The sequence below is a fragment of the Rheinheimera sp. NSM genome, assembly GCF_052380015.1.
Classification (GTDB): Bacteria; Pseudomonadota; Gammaproteobacteria; order Enterobacterales; family Alteromonadaceae; genus Alishewanella.
Genome location: NZ_JBQTCI010000001.1, coordinates 461,994 through 478,904 on the forward strand (window position 1 = coordinate 461,994; position 16,911 = coordinate 478,904).

Genomic DNA, 16,911 nt, shown 5'->3' on the forward strand with positions numbered 1-16,911 from the left:
ATTCCTGCATTAATTAGTAAGTAAATACGGCCGTCGATAGGTAAAGATACCATTGGACAGCATATCAGACACGCCAAAACCGGCACTGTCGCCAAAGCCTTTAAGCACAAACTGCAGACCTATACTGGTGTCTAACTGACTTGCCAGGGTGAAATCACCTATCGGCAATTCAAGATCGGTCAGCAGTTGGCGTTTGGCCACCAGGCGTACAGCCCAACAACAAGACTGATATTGCACACCGAAGCTGGCATCTATCATACGATGATTCGTGACATCACGATAGTAAGCGCCAACCAGCTGCCAGTTGTCTGCTACCGGCACCGTGCCCAGCATGCCCAGTTGCTGGATCTGCAGACCTGAGACTGCACGGCTGTATCTATGGTTCAACTGAAAGATACTTTTGTCACTGGCCCGGTAATCCAATGAAGCATTGCTTTTTATGACCTGCTCGCTGTCGATATCATATTGTAAGGCGCTGCTGAAATACCATTTTCGATACCAGTGCCAGATCAGCTCGGCCGCCAGCATGGATTCTGCAGAACTTAAATCGTCCGGTTCATCCTGTTGAATGGTGGGGTCAGCCAGAAAGAAAATTTGCCCCAGGCTAAAGCGGAACAGTTCGTTATCCACGTTATCGTAAAACCGCGTTGTCCAACCTACGGTGAGCTGATTGGCTTCGTTAATGCGATCCAGCCCGGAGTAGCGGTTAATGCGGAATAAGCCATAATAGTCATCCTGCAACCGGGTAGTGTCATATAGCCCGATAGCAGTTTGATCACGATAGGGTATATACAAATATTGCACTTGCGGTTCGAAAGTTTGCAGGCCACTTTCGCCAAACCAGTCATACTCCCGCTCCAGGTTTAACTTCGAGTGCAGGCGGACTTTCGGTACTGTGCGGCTGGCTGTCGATGTTAAGGCACCGCTGTTGTCGCTAAGGCTTTGCTGATAATAGGTGTAAAGTAAACTGGCTTGTGCCGTCAGCTCCAGCGCCGGCGTAATAAAGGGTATTTCGATACCGGGTTCAAGATGGATACGGTCGGCATCAGTGACATTGGCACTGTCATTGCGAAAATGGGCATATTGCGCCTGCCAGGCAAAATTGACACCGGGCAGCAGTGCCAGCGGCTTGGCAGAGGCTACGCTGATTTCAGGCAAGGCACTGTAAGCTTTGTCATAATTACCCAAAATTTCAAAACCTTGCACTCTCAGGTGTGAATTAACCTGCTCGCCGAAATAGCTTACTGTTGCTTCGCGTAACAGTTGAGTGTCGCTTTGATTGCTGTAGTCTGAACCTAACTCGCTCAGATAAGCATCATCACTGATATCAGTAAAGTCGATAGAGGCGCGCACTTCGGAAGTAAAATCAGTTAAATGACTCAAGTGGCTCAGGTAGCGGCTGCCGAAATTATCCGCTTTATCATTGTCGGAATGCAGGTATTCCAACTGAAAATTACCCTGATGCTGTTCAGTCAAATAACGAAACTCAGATTTAAGCTGGCTGCCGCGTTTACTCATATAACGCGGCGTCAGGGTTAAATCGTAATTTTCGGCCAGGTTAAAGTAGTAGGGTTGCTCAATATCGATGCCCAGTTTTTGCGAGCTGCCAAACTTGGGCAGCAATAAGCCGCTACGGCGTTGTTCATTCACCGGAAAAGTCAGGTAGGGCAGGTACAACACCGGAATGTCTTTAATTTTAAACACTGCATGACGGGCTTCGCCCCAGCCCTCATCGGCCTCAATATTAATTTCGCTGGCATGCAGCGCCCAGCTGTTGTCTGCTGTCGGACAGGTGGTAAACAATGCATTACTCAGTACCACTTGTTGCTTGGACGCAGTTAACTCAGCGGCATAACCGCGGCCCGCTTGCTGCCGGAATTGATAACTGGCGTCGTTCAGGTTGGCGCTGTTTTGCTGCAAATCGGCGCTGAAGCGGCTGGCACTAACCTGCAGGGCATCGTTAAAGTAATCAATACCACCGTCTGCATCCATACTCTGCTTAGCGCTGCTGAAGTTCGCTCTGGGCGCCAATAACAGGGTGTCGCGGTAGCCAATTTGTACGTTGCCGCTAAACGCAGCTTGCTGGTTATCGGTCAGGTTAACCTGATCAGAGGTAATGCGCACGGAGGGGTCATCAGCATCCAGGCCATCCAGTGCGACAGGTAGGGGGCTGGGTAGATAGCACATTGCTGCCGCGTGATCTTGTGCAAAAGCCAAAGGGCAGGCCGCCACCATCAGAAAAAAACATACTCCAGCGAACCCATGCTTCATGCAGCCACTCTTGCCTTACTTTAGGTTGAATATCGTTATACAAACAGCAGACTGGCTATGATAAATCAATTTTAGAATTCCTGCTAATCCGATATAGTGCAGCCAGCATGACAGTAGACGGGTTTTGCCTGAGTTGGTTCAGGCTTTAGCGGCAGCGTAAGGGTAAAATTGTGTGGGGTAAAATTCTCGGCGCGTTATTTGGTTTGGCATTGCTTAAAATGCCGGGGTTGATTATTGGTGTATTAATCGGCCATTGGTTCGATCGTGCCTTTAAACAACAGTTTGAAATGAACGGCGGCTTTAGCGGGCTCTTTACTGAAACCACAGATGAACAAGGGCTGTTTCGCTACACGACCTTTGCCACTATGGGGCATATAGCCAAGGCTACCGGGGTAGTAACGTCAGCGCATATTCAGCAGGCCACGCAGTATATGGCCCAACTGGGCCTGAGCGCCGGCCAGCAAAAAGAGGCTCAGGCGGCCTTTCGTGACGGTAAAGCGGTAAATTTTCCACTGCGGCCGCAGTTACAGCGTTTTTATCAAACGTACCGGCGACGCAAAGACGTTCTGCAATTATTCCTTGAAATTCAGCTCAGTATTGCCTGCGTTAACGGCCAAATGACTAACGCACAATTCAGCTTACTGCAACAGGTTGCCGGTTACCTGAATTTCAGTGCGCTGCAACTGGATATGTTACTACAGGCATATCAAGCGCAAAACCGTTTCTCCGGTCGCAACCATAGCGGTAATCAGGCGGATAACCTGACCGACGCATACAAATCGCTTGGCGTGACGGAGGCGATAACAGATGCTGAATTGAAAAAGGCTTATCGTAAACTGATGTCGCAGCATCACCCTGATAAATTAATGGCGCAGGGGGTGCCGGCAGAAATGCTGGAGCTGGCTAAGCGGCGCACTCAGGATATTCAGGCTGCCTATGAGTTAATTAAACAGCGGCGCAGCCGCAGTTAGTGGAGTGGCTTATAGCCCGACCGAGGTTAGCCAACCGTAGATTTCCTGCACTACCCATTGCTGCACATCACTGTTGTAGCCGGAGCCACTGAGGTGGCGTTGGCGATATACCGGCTTCATATGTTTATTCACTAATTGCCGGCGCAAGCGCAGCTGGCTGAGCACCTGATTATTATCCTGCTGATGACTGATATCCAGGGTTGGTACCTGATGTGTGGCAAGCGCTTTGGCGATCTGGCGGTTAAGTGCGGTATCGGTCAAGTATGCACCTAACATGATAAAGGCAGCCGGTTCAGTTAACTGTTGTGAGGCGTACAACTGGTTTAACAGCGCCGCGCTGCTACCCTGAGCAATAATAATCGTCACACCGGGGGTTTGCTGCGCCAATTGCTGTGCCGCATTAAGCCGTGCAACCAACTGTTGTTGATAGTCTGCCAACACGTCATCTGCGACGATATCTGCCGGCATGGTCGGAGGCATCAGGGCCAGGGTATGCCAGCCGTAGTCATTCAGTTGTTGGCGCAAGGTATCAATATGCTTCGGACTTGCTGCATGTTCGCTGCCATCCGGCAGCAAAATTGCCGTGCCTTTGGTATAACTGGTCATGGCCTCTCGGCGCAGTAACAAAAAACTCTGTTGTTGCAGCGGTAGTTCTACCAGTTCATCGGCGGTAATTTGCCGGGTTAGATCGGCGACAAAGGCTTGCTCAGCAGATAATGACACTGCCGTACTGTGAAACGATGCCAGCAGCAGGCTGTGAAATAGCAAACAAAGATAAAACAGATGCCGCATAGCAGGTGCTCATTACACAATGATAACCAGCTATCGGCACTTAGCAGCGAAACTTTAGTTGGTCTGCGCAGTTAACGCGCCAGGCAGTACATATTTATCAAAGGTGTATAGTACCTGCGATTTGTAATCGAACTTGATATAGCCCGGTTGCTGTTGCAGCACTGTTACTGTTGCCGCCGCCGGCAGGATAAAGCAGTACTTAGTGGCTTTAAATTCAACCAAAGCACGTGCCATTTCCTGCAGTTGCTCATTAGCCGCCAGGCGGGCCACCTCAGCTTCGGCATTACACACATGCGAGTTAGCGCTTAATGATACGGTTGGGGCCGGCTGTGCTGTGGTGGTAAAGGCTGCGGTAAAACCGGCGATACACAATACACCCAGCGGGCGATAAAATTTAGGCATAACAAACTCCTGAACCCTGCATGCCGTTGCGCGCTCCTTGTAGCGGCGTAGCGGGTAAAATTAACAGACAAGCAGTACAACTGGTGGCAGTAACATTGCGCACCGGATCGACATGCTAGCACAGCTTTTTTATCCCGCGCAGAGTGTTTTCACTCCGGGTTTGACGAAAATAAAAAAGCCGCTGATATACAGCGGCTTTTTTTTGCATAAACTTTAATCAGCGTAAAACAGGTTCTTTAATTTTCGCAGTCACTTTGGCTTCTATGCGCTGGTTAGCCGCATGAGCTTCAGAGGTATTACCTTCAACACGTGGTCTGGTAACACCATAGCCAACAGCACTGATGCGTGAAGGATCAACGTCGAAGTTGTTCTTCAGAATGTCAGCCACTGCATTGGCACGGCGCTCAGATAAGCGCATGTTATACGCCGGGTTACCGGTATTAGAGGCATGACCTTCAATCATCACGGTAGACTCGGTAAAGCGCTGCATAAAGGCGCCCAGATTGTCTACATCTGCCCGTTGTTCCGCACCGACTACAGCAGAATCGAACGGGAAGCGCACTTCAATATCAATATCGCCAACGGCGGCCATTTTCTCAACATAGACAGTACAGCCGGACGCATCTACTTTATGTACCGCCGGAGTGCCGGCACATTTATCGATATTATCCGGTACGCCATCGCTGTCAGTATCGGCCACAGCTACCGGAGCTACCGGTTGCGCTCTTACAGGGGCAGGTGCCGGAGCCGGAGTTGGCGCTGCTTTGGCTGCGGCAGTACCAAACAGGTAGGTCATACCCAGTTTAATACCTGCATCGCCGTAACTTTCATCAATACCCTGATAGCGGTTGGCTTCAGCAAACAACGCAAAATTCTGATTGAAGAAATGTTTGTAACCCAAACCCAGATTGAATGCGGTAGTGCTTTGTCCGGCATCCATGCGCTTTAAACCACCGACCAAATACACAGATGGCATATTACCTAAATGATAAAGTGCATCAATACCGTAGCGGTTGCCATCAACATTGGTACCGTCAAGTTTAGATTGCATCTCCATCCGGGCGTATTCTGCGCGCAGTGCCCAGTTTTCTGTCAGGTAATAACCTAACTCAACACCGTAGCCCCAATCTTTCTCCATATAATTCCAGGCGGCAGATTCTGTTTTATCGGTATCCGGCATGTAATACTCACCAAACAGTGAACCGAATACGCGTTCTTTTAAATCAGCTGCAGTTACTGCATCAGCAAACACATTGGTACTTAATAACGGCAATGTTGCAGCAACGGCTAAAAACGTTTTGTTAAGTTTCATCCATATCTCCTTAGGGTGACCCGACAACATAACTGCCACATTATTTTGTGCGGCATGTTAAATTGCGACATTTAAAATGTAGTACATTTGATAGCGGTAATAACATTATTTAATAATGTTACACCTGTCAGATGAACCTTAGGTTAATAAGAAAGCGGATTTTTATACTTAGAACGGACAGGTTGAAATAAATTCCATCCGGCGGTTAGCGGACGGATGTTGCAAACTGAGTTTTTCGGCGTGCAGCTGTAAGCGGTCGGCCGCCTGTAGGGCAGGAAGATCAGCGTAGAACTTATCGCCGAGGATGGCATGGCCTAACCATTGCAGATGCACTCTGAGCTGATGCGAGCGGCCGGTAACCGGCGTTAGCCTGACGCGGCTGCCGCTGCTGTCACGGCTTAACACCTGATAATGCGTCAGCGAGGGTTTACCGTGTTCATAGCAAACTTTTTGCTTTGGCCGGTTGGGCCAGTCACAAATTAGCGGCATATCGATACTGCCACAATCGGCAACGATATGGCCGCTGACCCGGGCAATATAGTGCTTTTCTGTTTCGCGCTGTTGAAACTGGCGGTTAAGTTCGCGCTGGCTGTCCGCGCTCAGTGCCATTACCACCACGCCGGAAGTGGCCATGTCCAGCCTGTGCACCAGGCGTATACCCGGCCAAACCAGCCTTGCACGGTATTCCAGGCTGTCTTTATGCTCCGGCGCTTTTCCTGGCACCGTCAGCAAGCCGCTGGGCTTATTAAACACCACCAGAGCTTCATCCTGATACAGGATATCCAGATAGGGCGACAGCGGTGGTGTGTAGTGCAGCAGCATTATCAGTCGTGGCTCACGACGATCAGACGGATAGCATCCAGTTTTAATCTGGCTTTACTGATGTATTCTGCCAGCTGTAACTGTTGTTGAGCCAGGGCGTCTATTTCATCCTGGCGCACCGACGGGTTGTATAAGCGCAGCGCAGTTAAACGTTGTTGCTGTTCACCTAAGCTGCTTGCTGCGCGTTGTTGCGCCGCCTGCAAAATAGCCGCTAACTGGCTTTCGGCAAAGCTTGTTGCCTTGGCAATTAACGGATGAATGGTGGTTTGCAAAGCGCCGGCCAGTTTGCTGCCGGTTTGCCGGCCAACCGGTTTAAGTTGTTTATTTAACTGCTCAAAACTGACTTTAGCCGACAGATTATTGGCACTCTTATCCAGTAACAGCCGGATCGGTGTTGCCGGTAAATAGCGATTTATTTGCAGTGCTGCCGGTGCACTGGCTTCAACAATAAAGTTAAACTCCAGCAAGTAACTGCCAACCGGCAGTGCTTTATTCGCCAGGATGGCCACCGAGCTGCTGCCATGCGGCTCCGTAGTCAGAATATCCAGGGTGCCGCGCACCATAGGGTGGTCCCAGCTCAGCAGTTGTATGTCTTCTTCGGCCAGCGCGGTGGCGCGGTCAAAGGTAACGGTAACGGCATCATCCTGTAAGCCCGGATAGCTGCTGCACTGCATATGCTCCGACGGCGACAGAATAATACTGGTGTCGCTGCGGTCTTCCTGATTAATGCCCAGCATATCCCAGGCTTTAAACATCAGCATAGGTAGTGCGGTGTCGTTATCCTGCTCTGCCAGCTGTGCGGCCAACTGTTTTGCGGCTGTACCGCCGCCGGAGTTAATTTCCAGTAACTGATCGCGGCCCTGCTCTAATTGTTGCTTTAACTGTTGGTTCAGCTCGCGGCTTTGGCTGATTAGTTGCTGCAGCGCAGCCTGATCAACGCTTTGCTGAGCTAACAATGGCAGCAACTGCGCTGCAAAGCGCTCAAATACATTGCGGCCGGTTTGGCAGGTATGCTCTAAGGCATCCAGGCCTTGTTGATACCACTGCAGCAGCACTTGTTGGGCATGATCGGCAAAATGCGGCAGGTGAAGTTGAATATCGGCTTGTTGGCCGATACGGTCTAACCGGCCGATACGTTGTTCCAGCAAATCCGGGTTCAGCGGTAAATCAAACAGTACCAGATGATGGGCAAACTGGAAGTTACGCCCTTCGCTGCCGATTTCAGAACACAGTAATAACTGCGCGCTGTATTCTTCCTGGGCAAAGTACGCGGCGGCTTTATCGCGCTCCAGAATACTCATACCCTCATGGAATACTGCGGCGCGGATGCCTTCGCGTACCCGCACGGCCTCTTCCAGTGCAATGGCGGTTTCTGCCCGGGCACAAATCAGTAAGAACTTGTCCTGTTTGTGGCTTTTCAGCAGGCTGAGTAAATGCTCCACCCTTGGGTCAAACTGCCACCAGTTACTCTGCGCATCGAGTTGCTGAAACACCTGCTCCGGAAACAAGTTAGCGCTGATACGTTGTTGCTCTGTCAGCGCCGGGTTCAGGTTAAAGTGCACTTTCAGCGCATTGTGGTATTGCTCCGGCAGTGGCAGTGGCGTGATATGCGCATGGCGCTTGGGAAAACCTTTGACGCCGGCGCGGCTGTTACGGAATAAAATGCGGCCGGTGCCGTGGCGGTCGAGCAATTGCGCCAGCACATGCTGCCGCGCCTGTGCCAGCGCGTCAGTGTCTGCCTGGTCGTTGCACAGCAGGGCCAGTTCAGTGCTGATATCTGTTTCGCGCAGTGCCTGTTGCAGCGCTGTCGCTTCGGTATTAGTCAGGCTGCGTTGCTGCAGCAGAGGTTTGGCAATAGCAGCAATATGTTGATAGCCTTGCTCTTCCTGCAAAAAGGCGTCGTAGCTGTGAAAGCGCGCCGGGTCGAGCAGTTTTAACCTGGCAAAGTGGCTTTCGTGCCCCAGTTGGTCCGGCGTGGCGGTAAGCAGAATAACGCCGGCAGTATTGGCGGCCAGCTCGCTTACCCGCTGATACTCTTCGCTGGGGGTTTGTTCGCTCCATTGTAAGTGGTGGGCTTCGTCTACTACCAGTAAATCCCATTGGCTTTGCACTGCCATTTGCTGCCAGCGTGGCTGGTTCTTTAAAAAGGCTAAGCTGCATAACACCAGTTGTTCGGTATCGAACGGGTTATCGCTGTCCAGCAGTGACTGCTCACAGCGCTCCTGATCAAAAACGGCAAAGTGCAGGTTAAAGCGGCGCAGCATTTCCACCAACCATTGGTGCTGCAATGATTCAGGCACCACTATTAATACCCGGCTGGCCAGGCCGCTGATCAGCTGCTGGTGAATAATAAAGCCGGCTTCAATGGTTTTACCCAGACCGACTTCATCGGCCAGCAGCACGCGTGGCGCATAGCGCTGCGCTACTTCATTGGCAATGTGCAACTGATGCGGAATTAAACTGACGCGGGGGCCGGATAAGCCGCGCAGCGGGTTTTGTTGCTGTTGATGCAAATGCTGCCAGGCCTGATAACGCAGGGTAAACCAGTCAAAGCGGTCAATCTGGCCGGCAAACAGCCGGTCTTGCGGCTGGTTAAAGCTGATAAAGTGATCGAGGAAGGTTTCACGCAGTTCAACATAGCTTTCGTCGTCTAATCGCGTGCCGCAGTAAAGTAAAATGCCGTGTTGCTCTTTTACTGCGCTTACCAGCAGCTTAAAACCGTCGGCGCTGGCAATTTCATCACCAACATTAAACTGCACCCGGGTTAACGGCGCTTCGGCCTGGGCATATAGCCGGGTTTCTCCGCTGGCCGGAAACAATAAGGTTAAATGCCGGCCTTCCAGCGCGACTATAGTGCCTAAACCTAAATCGGATTCTGTATCACTGATCCAACGTTGTCCCGGAGCAAACTTCATCTTGTACCCTATCAGCTAAAATGGGGCGCTATGGTACCAGGGAACAGGCGGTACTGCACCTTGAATTAGTCACAAATATAACCTTATTGCCTGTCATAAGTTTGCCACACAGGCCTGGCACAGTGGTTAGTACCTGAGCTTGTTGTAAATTTTAGTTAATGGCTGAGCAAAGTGTGACAGTTGCACTATGCTTATTTTATGACACCGGTAAGCGGCCGGTGTCAGGCGAAGAGGAGCCCCGTATGGCGCGAAGAAAAAGCAAAGAAAAGAAAATTTACGTTCTCGACACCAACATCCTGCTGCACGAACCTTTTGCCTTCCTTAACTTCCAAGAACATGACGTTGTTATCCCGATGACGGTACTGGAAGAACTTGATCATATTAAAGACCGCAACAAAGACGTCAGCCGTGACGCCCGTGTTGCCATTCGTGCGTTGGAAGATGTGTTAAAAGATGCTTCTCCGGATCAGATGCTGCAAGGCGTAGCTATGCCGCGTCAGGGCGAGCAGAAGCAGGGCGGGCATTTGTTTATCGTTAATGACCACCATATTACTGACGAAATTCCGGGTCTGCCCGGTGGTGAAAACGATCATCTGATCATCAACACTGCCTTGTATCTGCAGCGGGAGAAAAGCCCGACCAAAGTGATCCTGGTCACCAAAGATATCAATATGCGGCTTAAAGCCAAAGGTGCCGGGTTAAAGCTGGTAGAGGATTACCGTACTGATCAGCTGATAGACGATGTACGCTTTCTATATAAAGGCTACTACAAATTCCCCGGCGACTTCTGGAGCCAGGTGGGGGAGTGTCGCAGTGAAAACGAAGGTCGCGAAACCTATCATTTTGTTAACCGCAGCGTACTACCTAATGCTTATATTAACGAATATCTGATTGATGAAGTGGAAGGCTTTGCCGGCAAGGTGGTGGCCATTACCGACAAAGAAATCCGTATTCTCGATTTTGGCTATGAGCGCTTAATGCACCGCCATGCTTGGGGTATTCATCCGAAAAATATCTATCAGGCCATGGCAATGCAGGCCTTGCTCGACCCGCAAATGGACCTGGTGATCCTGACCGGTCCGGCCGGTTGCGGTAAAACGCTGATAGCGCTGGCGGCAGCGTTGGAGCTGGTGATAGAAAAAGGCATGTACGATAAGGTGATTGTTACCCGCAATACCCCGGAAATTGCCGAGTCTATCGGCTTTTTGCCGGGCACTGAAGAAGAGAAAATGGCGCCCTGGTTAGCCGCCATTACCGATTCGTTGGAAGTGTTGCATAAAACTGATGAGCATCCGCATGCCAGCGTCAATTACATTATGGAAAAGGCCAATATTCAGTTTAAGTCGGTTAACTTTATGCGCGGGCGCAGCATTCAAAATGCCATTGTTATCCTGGATGAATGTCAAAACTTAAGTGCGGCACAGCTGAAAACCATTATTACCCGTTGTGGTGAAGGCACCAAGCTGATTTGTTCCGGTAATCTATCGCAAATTGACAGCAACTATTTAACAGCTGTAACATCCGGGTTAACGTATATTGTCGAACGGTTTAAGAACTTTGAAGGCAGTACCACCATAAACCTGAATGGTGTGGTGCGCAGCCGGTTAGCCTCTTTTGCCGAAGCGAATTTATAAGCAATAGCGTTACCGCCAAAGCCTGGTTGACTAATAGAATAAATCAGCCAGGCTTTATGCTGTTCTCAGCCGCCAGCCGTCCATATGGACATGCAAAGGAGTTGCATGCATAACCCTTCCTATACTGAATATCGCAGAACCGGTTTGCTCGGATTGATCCTGGTGGTGCTGCTGTCAACCTTTGCCGCAACCTTGCATTACCTGCGCAGTGTTGATGATAAAGTGTTACAAACCAGAGCCCGGCTGACCGCCGTCAGTTCGCAACTGGACAGTCAGTTTGCGCCTGTGCTGGCGTATAGCACTGCTGTGGTTAATGCGGCGCAGCTTAAGTTGGCCTTGCCGGCGACAGAGACCGGAGACAGCATACTGCTGCTGGATTTAGACACTGAGCAAACGCAGCAACTGCCACTTAGCTCCGATGACAGCGCGCTAACGGCAGAACTGCAAATGTTGATGCACCTGCAGCCGTACTTCGACATGGCCTCTGACGCCTTGCCCTCTGTTGTTGGTGTTTATTATTTGTCAGAGCGGGGGGTAGCTTACAACGGCCAGTTGAAATGGTCAGATTATATGGCCGATCACCTGCTGCAGTGGCATAAGCGCGCTGTTAACAGCAAAGAAAACGGCTATGACCGCGGTATGGTATTTTACGCAGAGTTTATGCCGCAACAAGCGGCGGTGTTATTACCCTTGTATACTGACGAGCGCAGGTTGGGCAGTTTTCTGTTTGCCTTATCGCTGGAGCCGATGTTAGCGCCGATGTATAAGCAACACAGCGATATCGATTTTATGTTGCTGGATCAAGCCGGCAACCTTATCAGCCACTCCACAGCGCAGCCGCCGCAAACCACGACTGAGCATATGTTGCAAATACAACGACTGAACACTATGCCCTGGTCGTTGGCTTTGCTGGAACCTAAAACCAGCTTATTTGCTGCCGGGGTAAAAGATTTCCTTTGGCATTGGTGCAGCTATGCGGCGTTGCTTGGCATGCTGCTGCTGGCGTTACAGTATCGCTTTCGCCGCCGTACTTTGTCTGCCGTACATCGGCTGACAGTGCATTTGGAGCGGCTGGCAAACGGCCAATCGCATGGTGTACGCCATGTCCCAAATGGCTGGCAGGATATTTTTGACCATATCTGTCAGTTGCAGCAAAAAGATAAACCTTCAGAGTAAGCGGTAAGAAAACTGATTATTGCGGCTGTACAGTTGGTATTGCGGGCTGATGCTACCCGGTGCCAGTTGTGCCGGGCCGGTCGGGTCTACCAGCAGATACTCGCGGCCTTCAATGGTCACCGTCATATCATCCGCTTTTGCCGGTAGTTGCACGGCCAACATGGCATGTTGTGGCAGGTAAATCATCGCCAGTTTAACATCAGGCAGTAACATGCGCAGCAGGGCCGCCAGCAATACGGCTTTACTGTCGCAGTCACCACGGTTTTCCTGCAGCATTTTCAGTGGCGGGCTAAAGCTGGTGCCGGCGGCCTCGCTGCGGTCAGACAAATCCTGATAGGGTATTTGCTGCAACCAACTGCTGATGTAAGCCAATGAATCACGGCTGGGGGTATTGGCCAGTTTGGCGTGCAGCGCCTGTGCCAGCGGCAGCAAGTCGGTCAGGCTGTCGGTCATCAGACGCTGATGATCAGGAATAATATACTGCTGACCAAATAACATGGTATGCCGGTAATAGTAGTCACGTTGTAAATAAAAGTCTGTGCGTTGTGCGCTGAGTTGCTGTAGCTCAATGCTGAGTTTTTGCTGCAACTCTGCATCGGTAGTGCGGATTTGGTAGCGCAAGCCGCTGTGCTGTGGCAAGCGCTTTAACCTGACATTAGGATACTGTGCAGCATGCGCCCGCAAATCCTGCCACAAATACTGTTGCAGTAACGCCGGTTGAAAACTGCGAAACTGGCGAAAGTGTCCGGCCAGGGTGCTATTGCTGATCGCAAACTGCAGCTGTTGCGGCTGGCCGTTAAAGTCAAACTGATAATTAAACTGCAGCTGCTGCGACTGCTGCTGAGCACTAAAGCGCAGCGCTGTGGCCGGCAATGCCGGCGTGCTTAACATAACGCCCATTACAACGCTGAGCAATATCAGTGGTTTCATCGGGTTCCGGTAACATAACGGCGTTGCCATAACACTAAGCATAATGCCAGTAACAGTAAGATACCAGCGCTGCCGCCCGATACCTCCACCGTGGTGCTGCTGTCGACATAGCTGTCACGACCGTAATCTTCCAGCGGCAACAGATCCAGATTAATATCATCGAAGCCGGAGATCTCGGCCAGCAGGTAGCCGGTGGCGGCGTCAAACAAGCGGATGGTCAGCAGGTACTCATCGGCAGCAAAGCGGTTTTCTAATACGGTATCTATCGCCAGCCAGTCGTCTGCACTGTCGCGGTACAACTCAAACACGCTACTGGTATAAAAAATCCGTTCGCCACCGTAAGTGGGCAACAGGCTGAACTCAGCAAACACCTGCTGGTAACGCTCTGAGGTGTCGGCATCCAGTTCCACTTCCAGCCGGTGGTAGTAACCATTATTATTCAAATCGCCACTGAGAAACACATCGACACTGTGAAACCAAACATGGCTTTGGTAACCCTGCACACTGACCATTTGCGGCTTGTGGCTTTTCAGGCCGGTGGCCGCGTTGTTGCCATGCCGTTCAGTCGTGCGGCTGTCTGCAGCCTGCGCCGGCAGCGTAGCCAGTAACAACGTGTAGCTAAGGGCCCAGATAATAATATTTTTCATAACGATATCTCCGTTTGCTTTGTTACTATTACAGGCTGACGGCATGAATTTTGGCTGAACCCCAACGTAAAGGATGTGTAAAGCAATGAAGGTAGTACGCACTTTAGTGGCGGCAGGTGGCGAGAATGCCATTGATTTGCTTAGCAAACATGTACCGGAACTGTCCAAAGGCCGGTTAAAAGATGCCATGAGCAAAGGTGCGGTGCTACTCAGTGGCAAACCACAAAAGCGCTTGCGTCGCGCGCAAACAGCGTTGCAGGCCGGGCAGCAACTGCAGCTGCATTACGATGACGATTTGCTGCAGCGTCAATGCGCAGACGCGCTGCTGCTCAGTGATCAGCAGCAGTACAGTGTCTGGTTTAAACCCGCCGGTATGTTGTCACAGGGTAACGAGTGGGGCGATCATCTGTCGTTAATGCGTTTTGCAGAGCAGCACTTTGCCGCTAAGCGTCAGGTGTTTTTACTGCACCGGCTGGATCGTGAAGCCAGTGGCCTGGTGTTGCTGGCGCATACTAAAACCGCCGCCGCCGCGCTGAGTAAACTGATTACAGAGCACAAAATCAGTAAACAGTATCATATCCGCGTTAAAGGCCAGCTGAGTGACAGTTTATTACAGCAGGGCGACATTGCCTTACCGCTGGATGGTAAGCCTTGCCTGACCCGGTTCAATTTGTTGCAGTATGATGCGCAGCTGCAGCAAAGCTGGCTGAGTATTGCACTTGTCACCGGTCGTAAGCATCAGATCCGCCGCCACTTTGAGGCCGCAGGGCACCCGGTTATGGGCGATCCGCAATATGGCAAAGGCAATAAAGACGCTGCCGGCTTGGCGCTGCAGGCCGTTAGTTTAACTTTTACCTGTCCGCTGCAGCGCAAAGCTGTCAGCTTTAATCTGCCACCGTCCTTGCAGCTATTCAGTGGCCTGGCTTAATTGTTGGCCGGCAAGCACGCCGGCAGCACTTAGCTTAGCGTATCGCCAATGGTGGCCGGCAACCGCTCGTTATTGCAACTGAGGATGATGCTGCCAAGCCGGATCGCATTCAGTAAATCCTGCCGCACCATATTACTGCGCCACTCACAGGCGCCCGGCTGCTTGCTGTTCAACAGCAATAAGCGGCAGTTATCAATGGCATCTTGTGCTGCAGCCAGCGACCAGCACAGCCACAGTGCCTCACGCAGCGCACTGAGTTCTGATACCTGCCATGGCTTGTCCAACAGCTCCTGTAAGGTTAAACGCAAACTGACCAGTTGTTGCAAAGCGGCCGCGTGCGGCAGCTGCTGCTGTAACTGTTGCGCCAATTGCTGTTGCAGCACTGCGCCTTCTGCGGCTGTAGCATTCACGGCCAGCCAGATCACGTCGTCGAATATGCAACTGGCCAGTATGTCGTCGGCCGGCAGCTGTTGTAAAAAACTGTGCGTGGCCAGGTGCAGCCGTTGTTCACCAAACTGCAGTTTCAGCTGTTGGCTGTTGGCGGCAGAAAACGCCATTAATGTCAGGTTGGTTTTGGCACTGTGTTGTTGCAAGCGCTGGCAAAAAGAATTCCAGCCAGGCGAAAGCAAAGGCTGCGCGCTGCCGGCCGGTTTGCGGCGGTACCACAGCAGTGCAGTGCCAAAGCTGAGACACAGTAACAGCAGCGCCGCTTGTAACCACTTGATAGTGGCGCCCTGCTGTTGATTCAGCTGCTGTTGTTGTTGCATTTCGGTTTGATGTTGCGCGGCGGTAGCAACCTGCACCAGGCCGTTATTGATCATGTCCAGCTGTACTTTATTTTGCTCGCTAAACTGCTCAAAACGCAACTCGCCGGCCAGTTGCATATAGCTGTAACCTTGTTGCCAGTCACCGCGCTGTGCCGCCAACTGCGCCGCCAATTCGTTATAGCGAAATTTCAGGTAGGCCGCGGCCTGCTCCATCTGCGGCGTGATCTCGTGCAACAGCTCTGCTGCCTGAGCAAATTGTTGTTGTTTAAACAACAATCCGGCCAGGGCGATACTGCTTTCCTGCAGATAGGTTTGAATATTTTGCTGGCGAAACAACTGCAGCGCATCGCTGAAGTACTGCCTGGCCTGCTCTGGTTGTTGTTGTAATTCAGCCAGCCGGCCCAGGCCCTGCAACGCAATGCCGACGCGCAATAAATCATCTTGTTGTCGCGCCAGTGTCAGCGCTTCTTGTAAAAAACTGTCGGCCCGGATGGCGGTACTGCTGTCTTCCAGGTAGGTTTCAGCAATATAAATCAGCGTATAGGTATAGCTGGAGTGGCGCTGTAGCTGATGATAACGTTGTTTTGCCTGCAACAGGTGCTGCAAGGCCTGGTCATGGTCTGCAATTTTACGGTAGGCCATGCCAAGGCGAAGATGGATCGATGCCAGCGCTTCGTCATCCTGTAAGGCGGTAGCCAGTATCATGGCTTGATTTAAATGCTGATAAGCCTGGCTGTAGGCATTATTTTGCAGCGTTAAGCGCCCCAGCGTAATGCGGGCTTTAAGTTCAGCGGCTGGTTGTTGGGTTTGTTGCGCCAGTTGCAGGCTACGCTGCGCATACGGAATGGCCTGTGGTATATCGCCCAGTTGATTGTATGCCTGAGCAAAGTTTTGCAACACATCACTGTACAGGTCACGGCCCTGCATATCTTCTGCGTGTTGTACTAACTGTTCAGCCTGTTCCAACTGAGTAATAGCAATGACGGTATCGCGGTATAAAATGCCATAGATTTGTGCCTTCAGCAGGTAAGCGTGCGCCCGCAAATAGCTGTCTTGCGTTGACGCCAGCGCCCGGCTGACGGCATCCATAGCGGCATCTTTATTGCGCAGACGCAGCTGGGCTTCGGTCAATACCAGCCAGTCTTCAGCGCTCAGCGTATCAGCCGGCTGCGACAGTAACAGGTTGCTGACTTGCTCGGCATGGCTGGACGCATGTTCCAGCCGTTGTGCTAAAGGCTCTGCAGCTAAACTGCAGGGCAAAAATAGCAGCGCAATGATAAGACGTAGCAGCATAGTAGCAGTGGTCAGGTTTTTTGCCGCAGTGTAGCCGGTATTGGGTAACAC

At 51.3% G+C, this 16,911-nt stretch carries 13 protein-coding genes; 4 read left to right on the forward strand and 9 right to left on the reverse strand.

Annotation, left to right across the window (positions count from 1 at the left end; all coding sequences use genetic code 11):
* Positions 1 to 9: 9 nt before the first annotated feature.
* Positions 10 to 2,187 carry an LPS-assembly protein LptD gene (locus ACTZWV_RS02085; RefSeq protein WP_444784942.1) on the reverse strand — a complete coding sequence of 726 codons (2,178 nt, stop codon included), beginning with the start codon at positions 2,185 to 2,187 and terminating at the stop codon, positions 10 to 12.
* A 254-nt stretch (positions 2,188 to 2,441) separates the two neighbouring features.
* Between ACTZWV_RS02085 and djlA the strand changes: the two genes are divergently transcribed.
* The gene (gene djlA, locus ACTZWV_RS02090) at positions 2,442 to 3,242 is read left to right on the forward strand and encodes a co-chaperone DjlA (protein WP_444784943.1); all 801 of its coding nucleotides are present in this window, start codon (positions 2,442 to 2,444) and stop codon (positions 3,240 to 3,242) included.
* A gap of 9 nt (positions 3,243 to 3,251) precedes the next feature.
* On the opposite strand, the gene ACTZWV_RS02095 is transcribed toward djlA, so the two are convergent.
* From ACTZWV_RS02095 to rapA, 5 genes are all read right to left on the reverse strand, one after another.
* Positions 3,252 to 4,034, reverse strand: coding sequence for a DUF3530 family protein (locus ACTZWV_RS02095; RefSeq protein WP_444784944.1), 783 nt, complete (start codon positions 4,032 to 4,034; stop codon positions 3,252 to 3,254).
* Between the two features lie 54 nt (positions 4,035 to 4,088).
* The gene (locus ACTZWV_RS02100; protein ID WP_444784945.1) at positions 4,089 to 4,436 is read right to left on the reverse strand and encodes a hypothetical protein; all 348 of its coding nucleotides are present in this window, start codon (positions 4,434 to 4,436) and stop codon (positions 4,089 to 4,091) included.
* A gap of 217 nt (positions 4,437 to 4,653) precedes the next feature.
* The gene (locus ACTZWV_RS02105; RefSeq protein ID WP_444784946.1) at positions 4,654 to 5,748 is read right to left on the reverse strand and encodes an OmpA family protein; all 1,095 of its coding nucleotides are present in this window, start codon (positions 5,746 to 5,748) and stop codon (positions 4,654 to 4,656) included.
* Positions 5,749 to 5,916: 168 nt separating this feature from the next.
* The gene (locus ACTZWV_RS02110; protein ID WP_444784947.1) at positions 5,917 to 6,570 is read right to left on the reverse strand and encodes a pseudouridine synthase; all 654 of its coding nucleotides are present in this window, start codon (positions 6,568 to 6,570) and stop codon (positions 5,917 to 5,919) included.
* A 2-nt stretch (positions 6,571 to 6,572) separates the two neighbouring features.
* Entirely contained in the window at positions 6,573 to 9,485 is a 2,913-nt protein-coding gene (gene rapA, locus ACTZWV_RS02115) for an RNA polymerase-associated protein RapA (RefSeq protein WP_444784948.1), read from the reverse strand.
* Positions 9,486 to 9,727: 242 nt separating this feature from the next.
* On the opposite strand from rapA, the gene ACTZWV_RS02120 reads away from it, so the two are divergent.
* The gene (locus ACTZWV_RS02120; RefSeq protein WP_444784949.1) at positions 9,728 to 11,119 is read left to right on the forward strand and encodes a PhoH family protein; all 1,392 of its coding nucleotides are present in this window, start codon (positions 9,728 to 9,730) and stop codon (positions 11,117 to 11,119) included.
* Positions 11,120 to 11,224: 105 nt separating this feature from the next.
* A complete protein-coding gene (locus ACTZWV_RS02125) occupies positions 11,225 to 12,295 on the forward strand; it encodes a hypothetical protein (protein ID WP_444784950.1) in 1,071 nt (356 codons plus the stop codon).
* On the opposite strand, the gene ACTZWV_RS02130 is transcribed toward ACTZWV_RS02125, so the two are convergent.
* Positions 12,287 to 13,225, reverse strand: a complete 939-nt coding sequence (locus ACTZWV_RS02130) for a hypothetical protein (protein WP_444784951.1) — start codon at positions 13,223 to 13,225, stop codon at positions 12,287 to 12,289. The genes ACTZWV_RS02125 and ACTZWV_RS02130 overlap by 9 nt on opposite strands.
* The gene (locus tag ACTZWV_RS02135) at positions 13,222 to 13,872 is read right to left on the reverse strand and encodes a choice-of-anchor H family protein (RefSeq protein WP_444784952.1); all 651 of its coding nucleotides are present in this window, start codon (positions 13,870 to 13,872) and stop codon (positions 13,222 to 13,224) included. The genes ACTZWV_RS02130 and ACTZWV_RS02135 overlap by 4 nt, the downstream gene beginning before the upstream one ends.
* An 85-nt stretch (positions 13,873 to 13,957) precedes the next feature.
* Here ACTZWV_RS02135 and ACTZWV_RS02140 point away from each other — a divergent pair, with 85 nt between their 5' ends.
* The gene (locus ACTZWV_RS02140; protein ID WP_444784953.1) at positions 13,958 to 14,800 is read left to right on the forward strand and encodes an RluA family pseudouridine synthase; all 843 of its coding nucleotides are present in this window, start codon (positions 13,958 to 13,960) and stop codon (positions 14,798 to 14,800) included.
* A gap of 29 nt (positions 14,801 to 14,829) precedes the next feature.
* Here ACTZWV_RS02140 and ACTZWV_RS02145 read toward each other — a convergent pair whose 3' ends face one another.
* Complete coding sequence (locus ACTZWV_RS02145; protein WP_444784954.1) at positions 14,830 to 16,911, reverse strand: tetratricopeptide repeat protein; 2,082 nt, start codon at positions 16,909 to 16,911, stop codon at positions 14,830 to 14,832.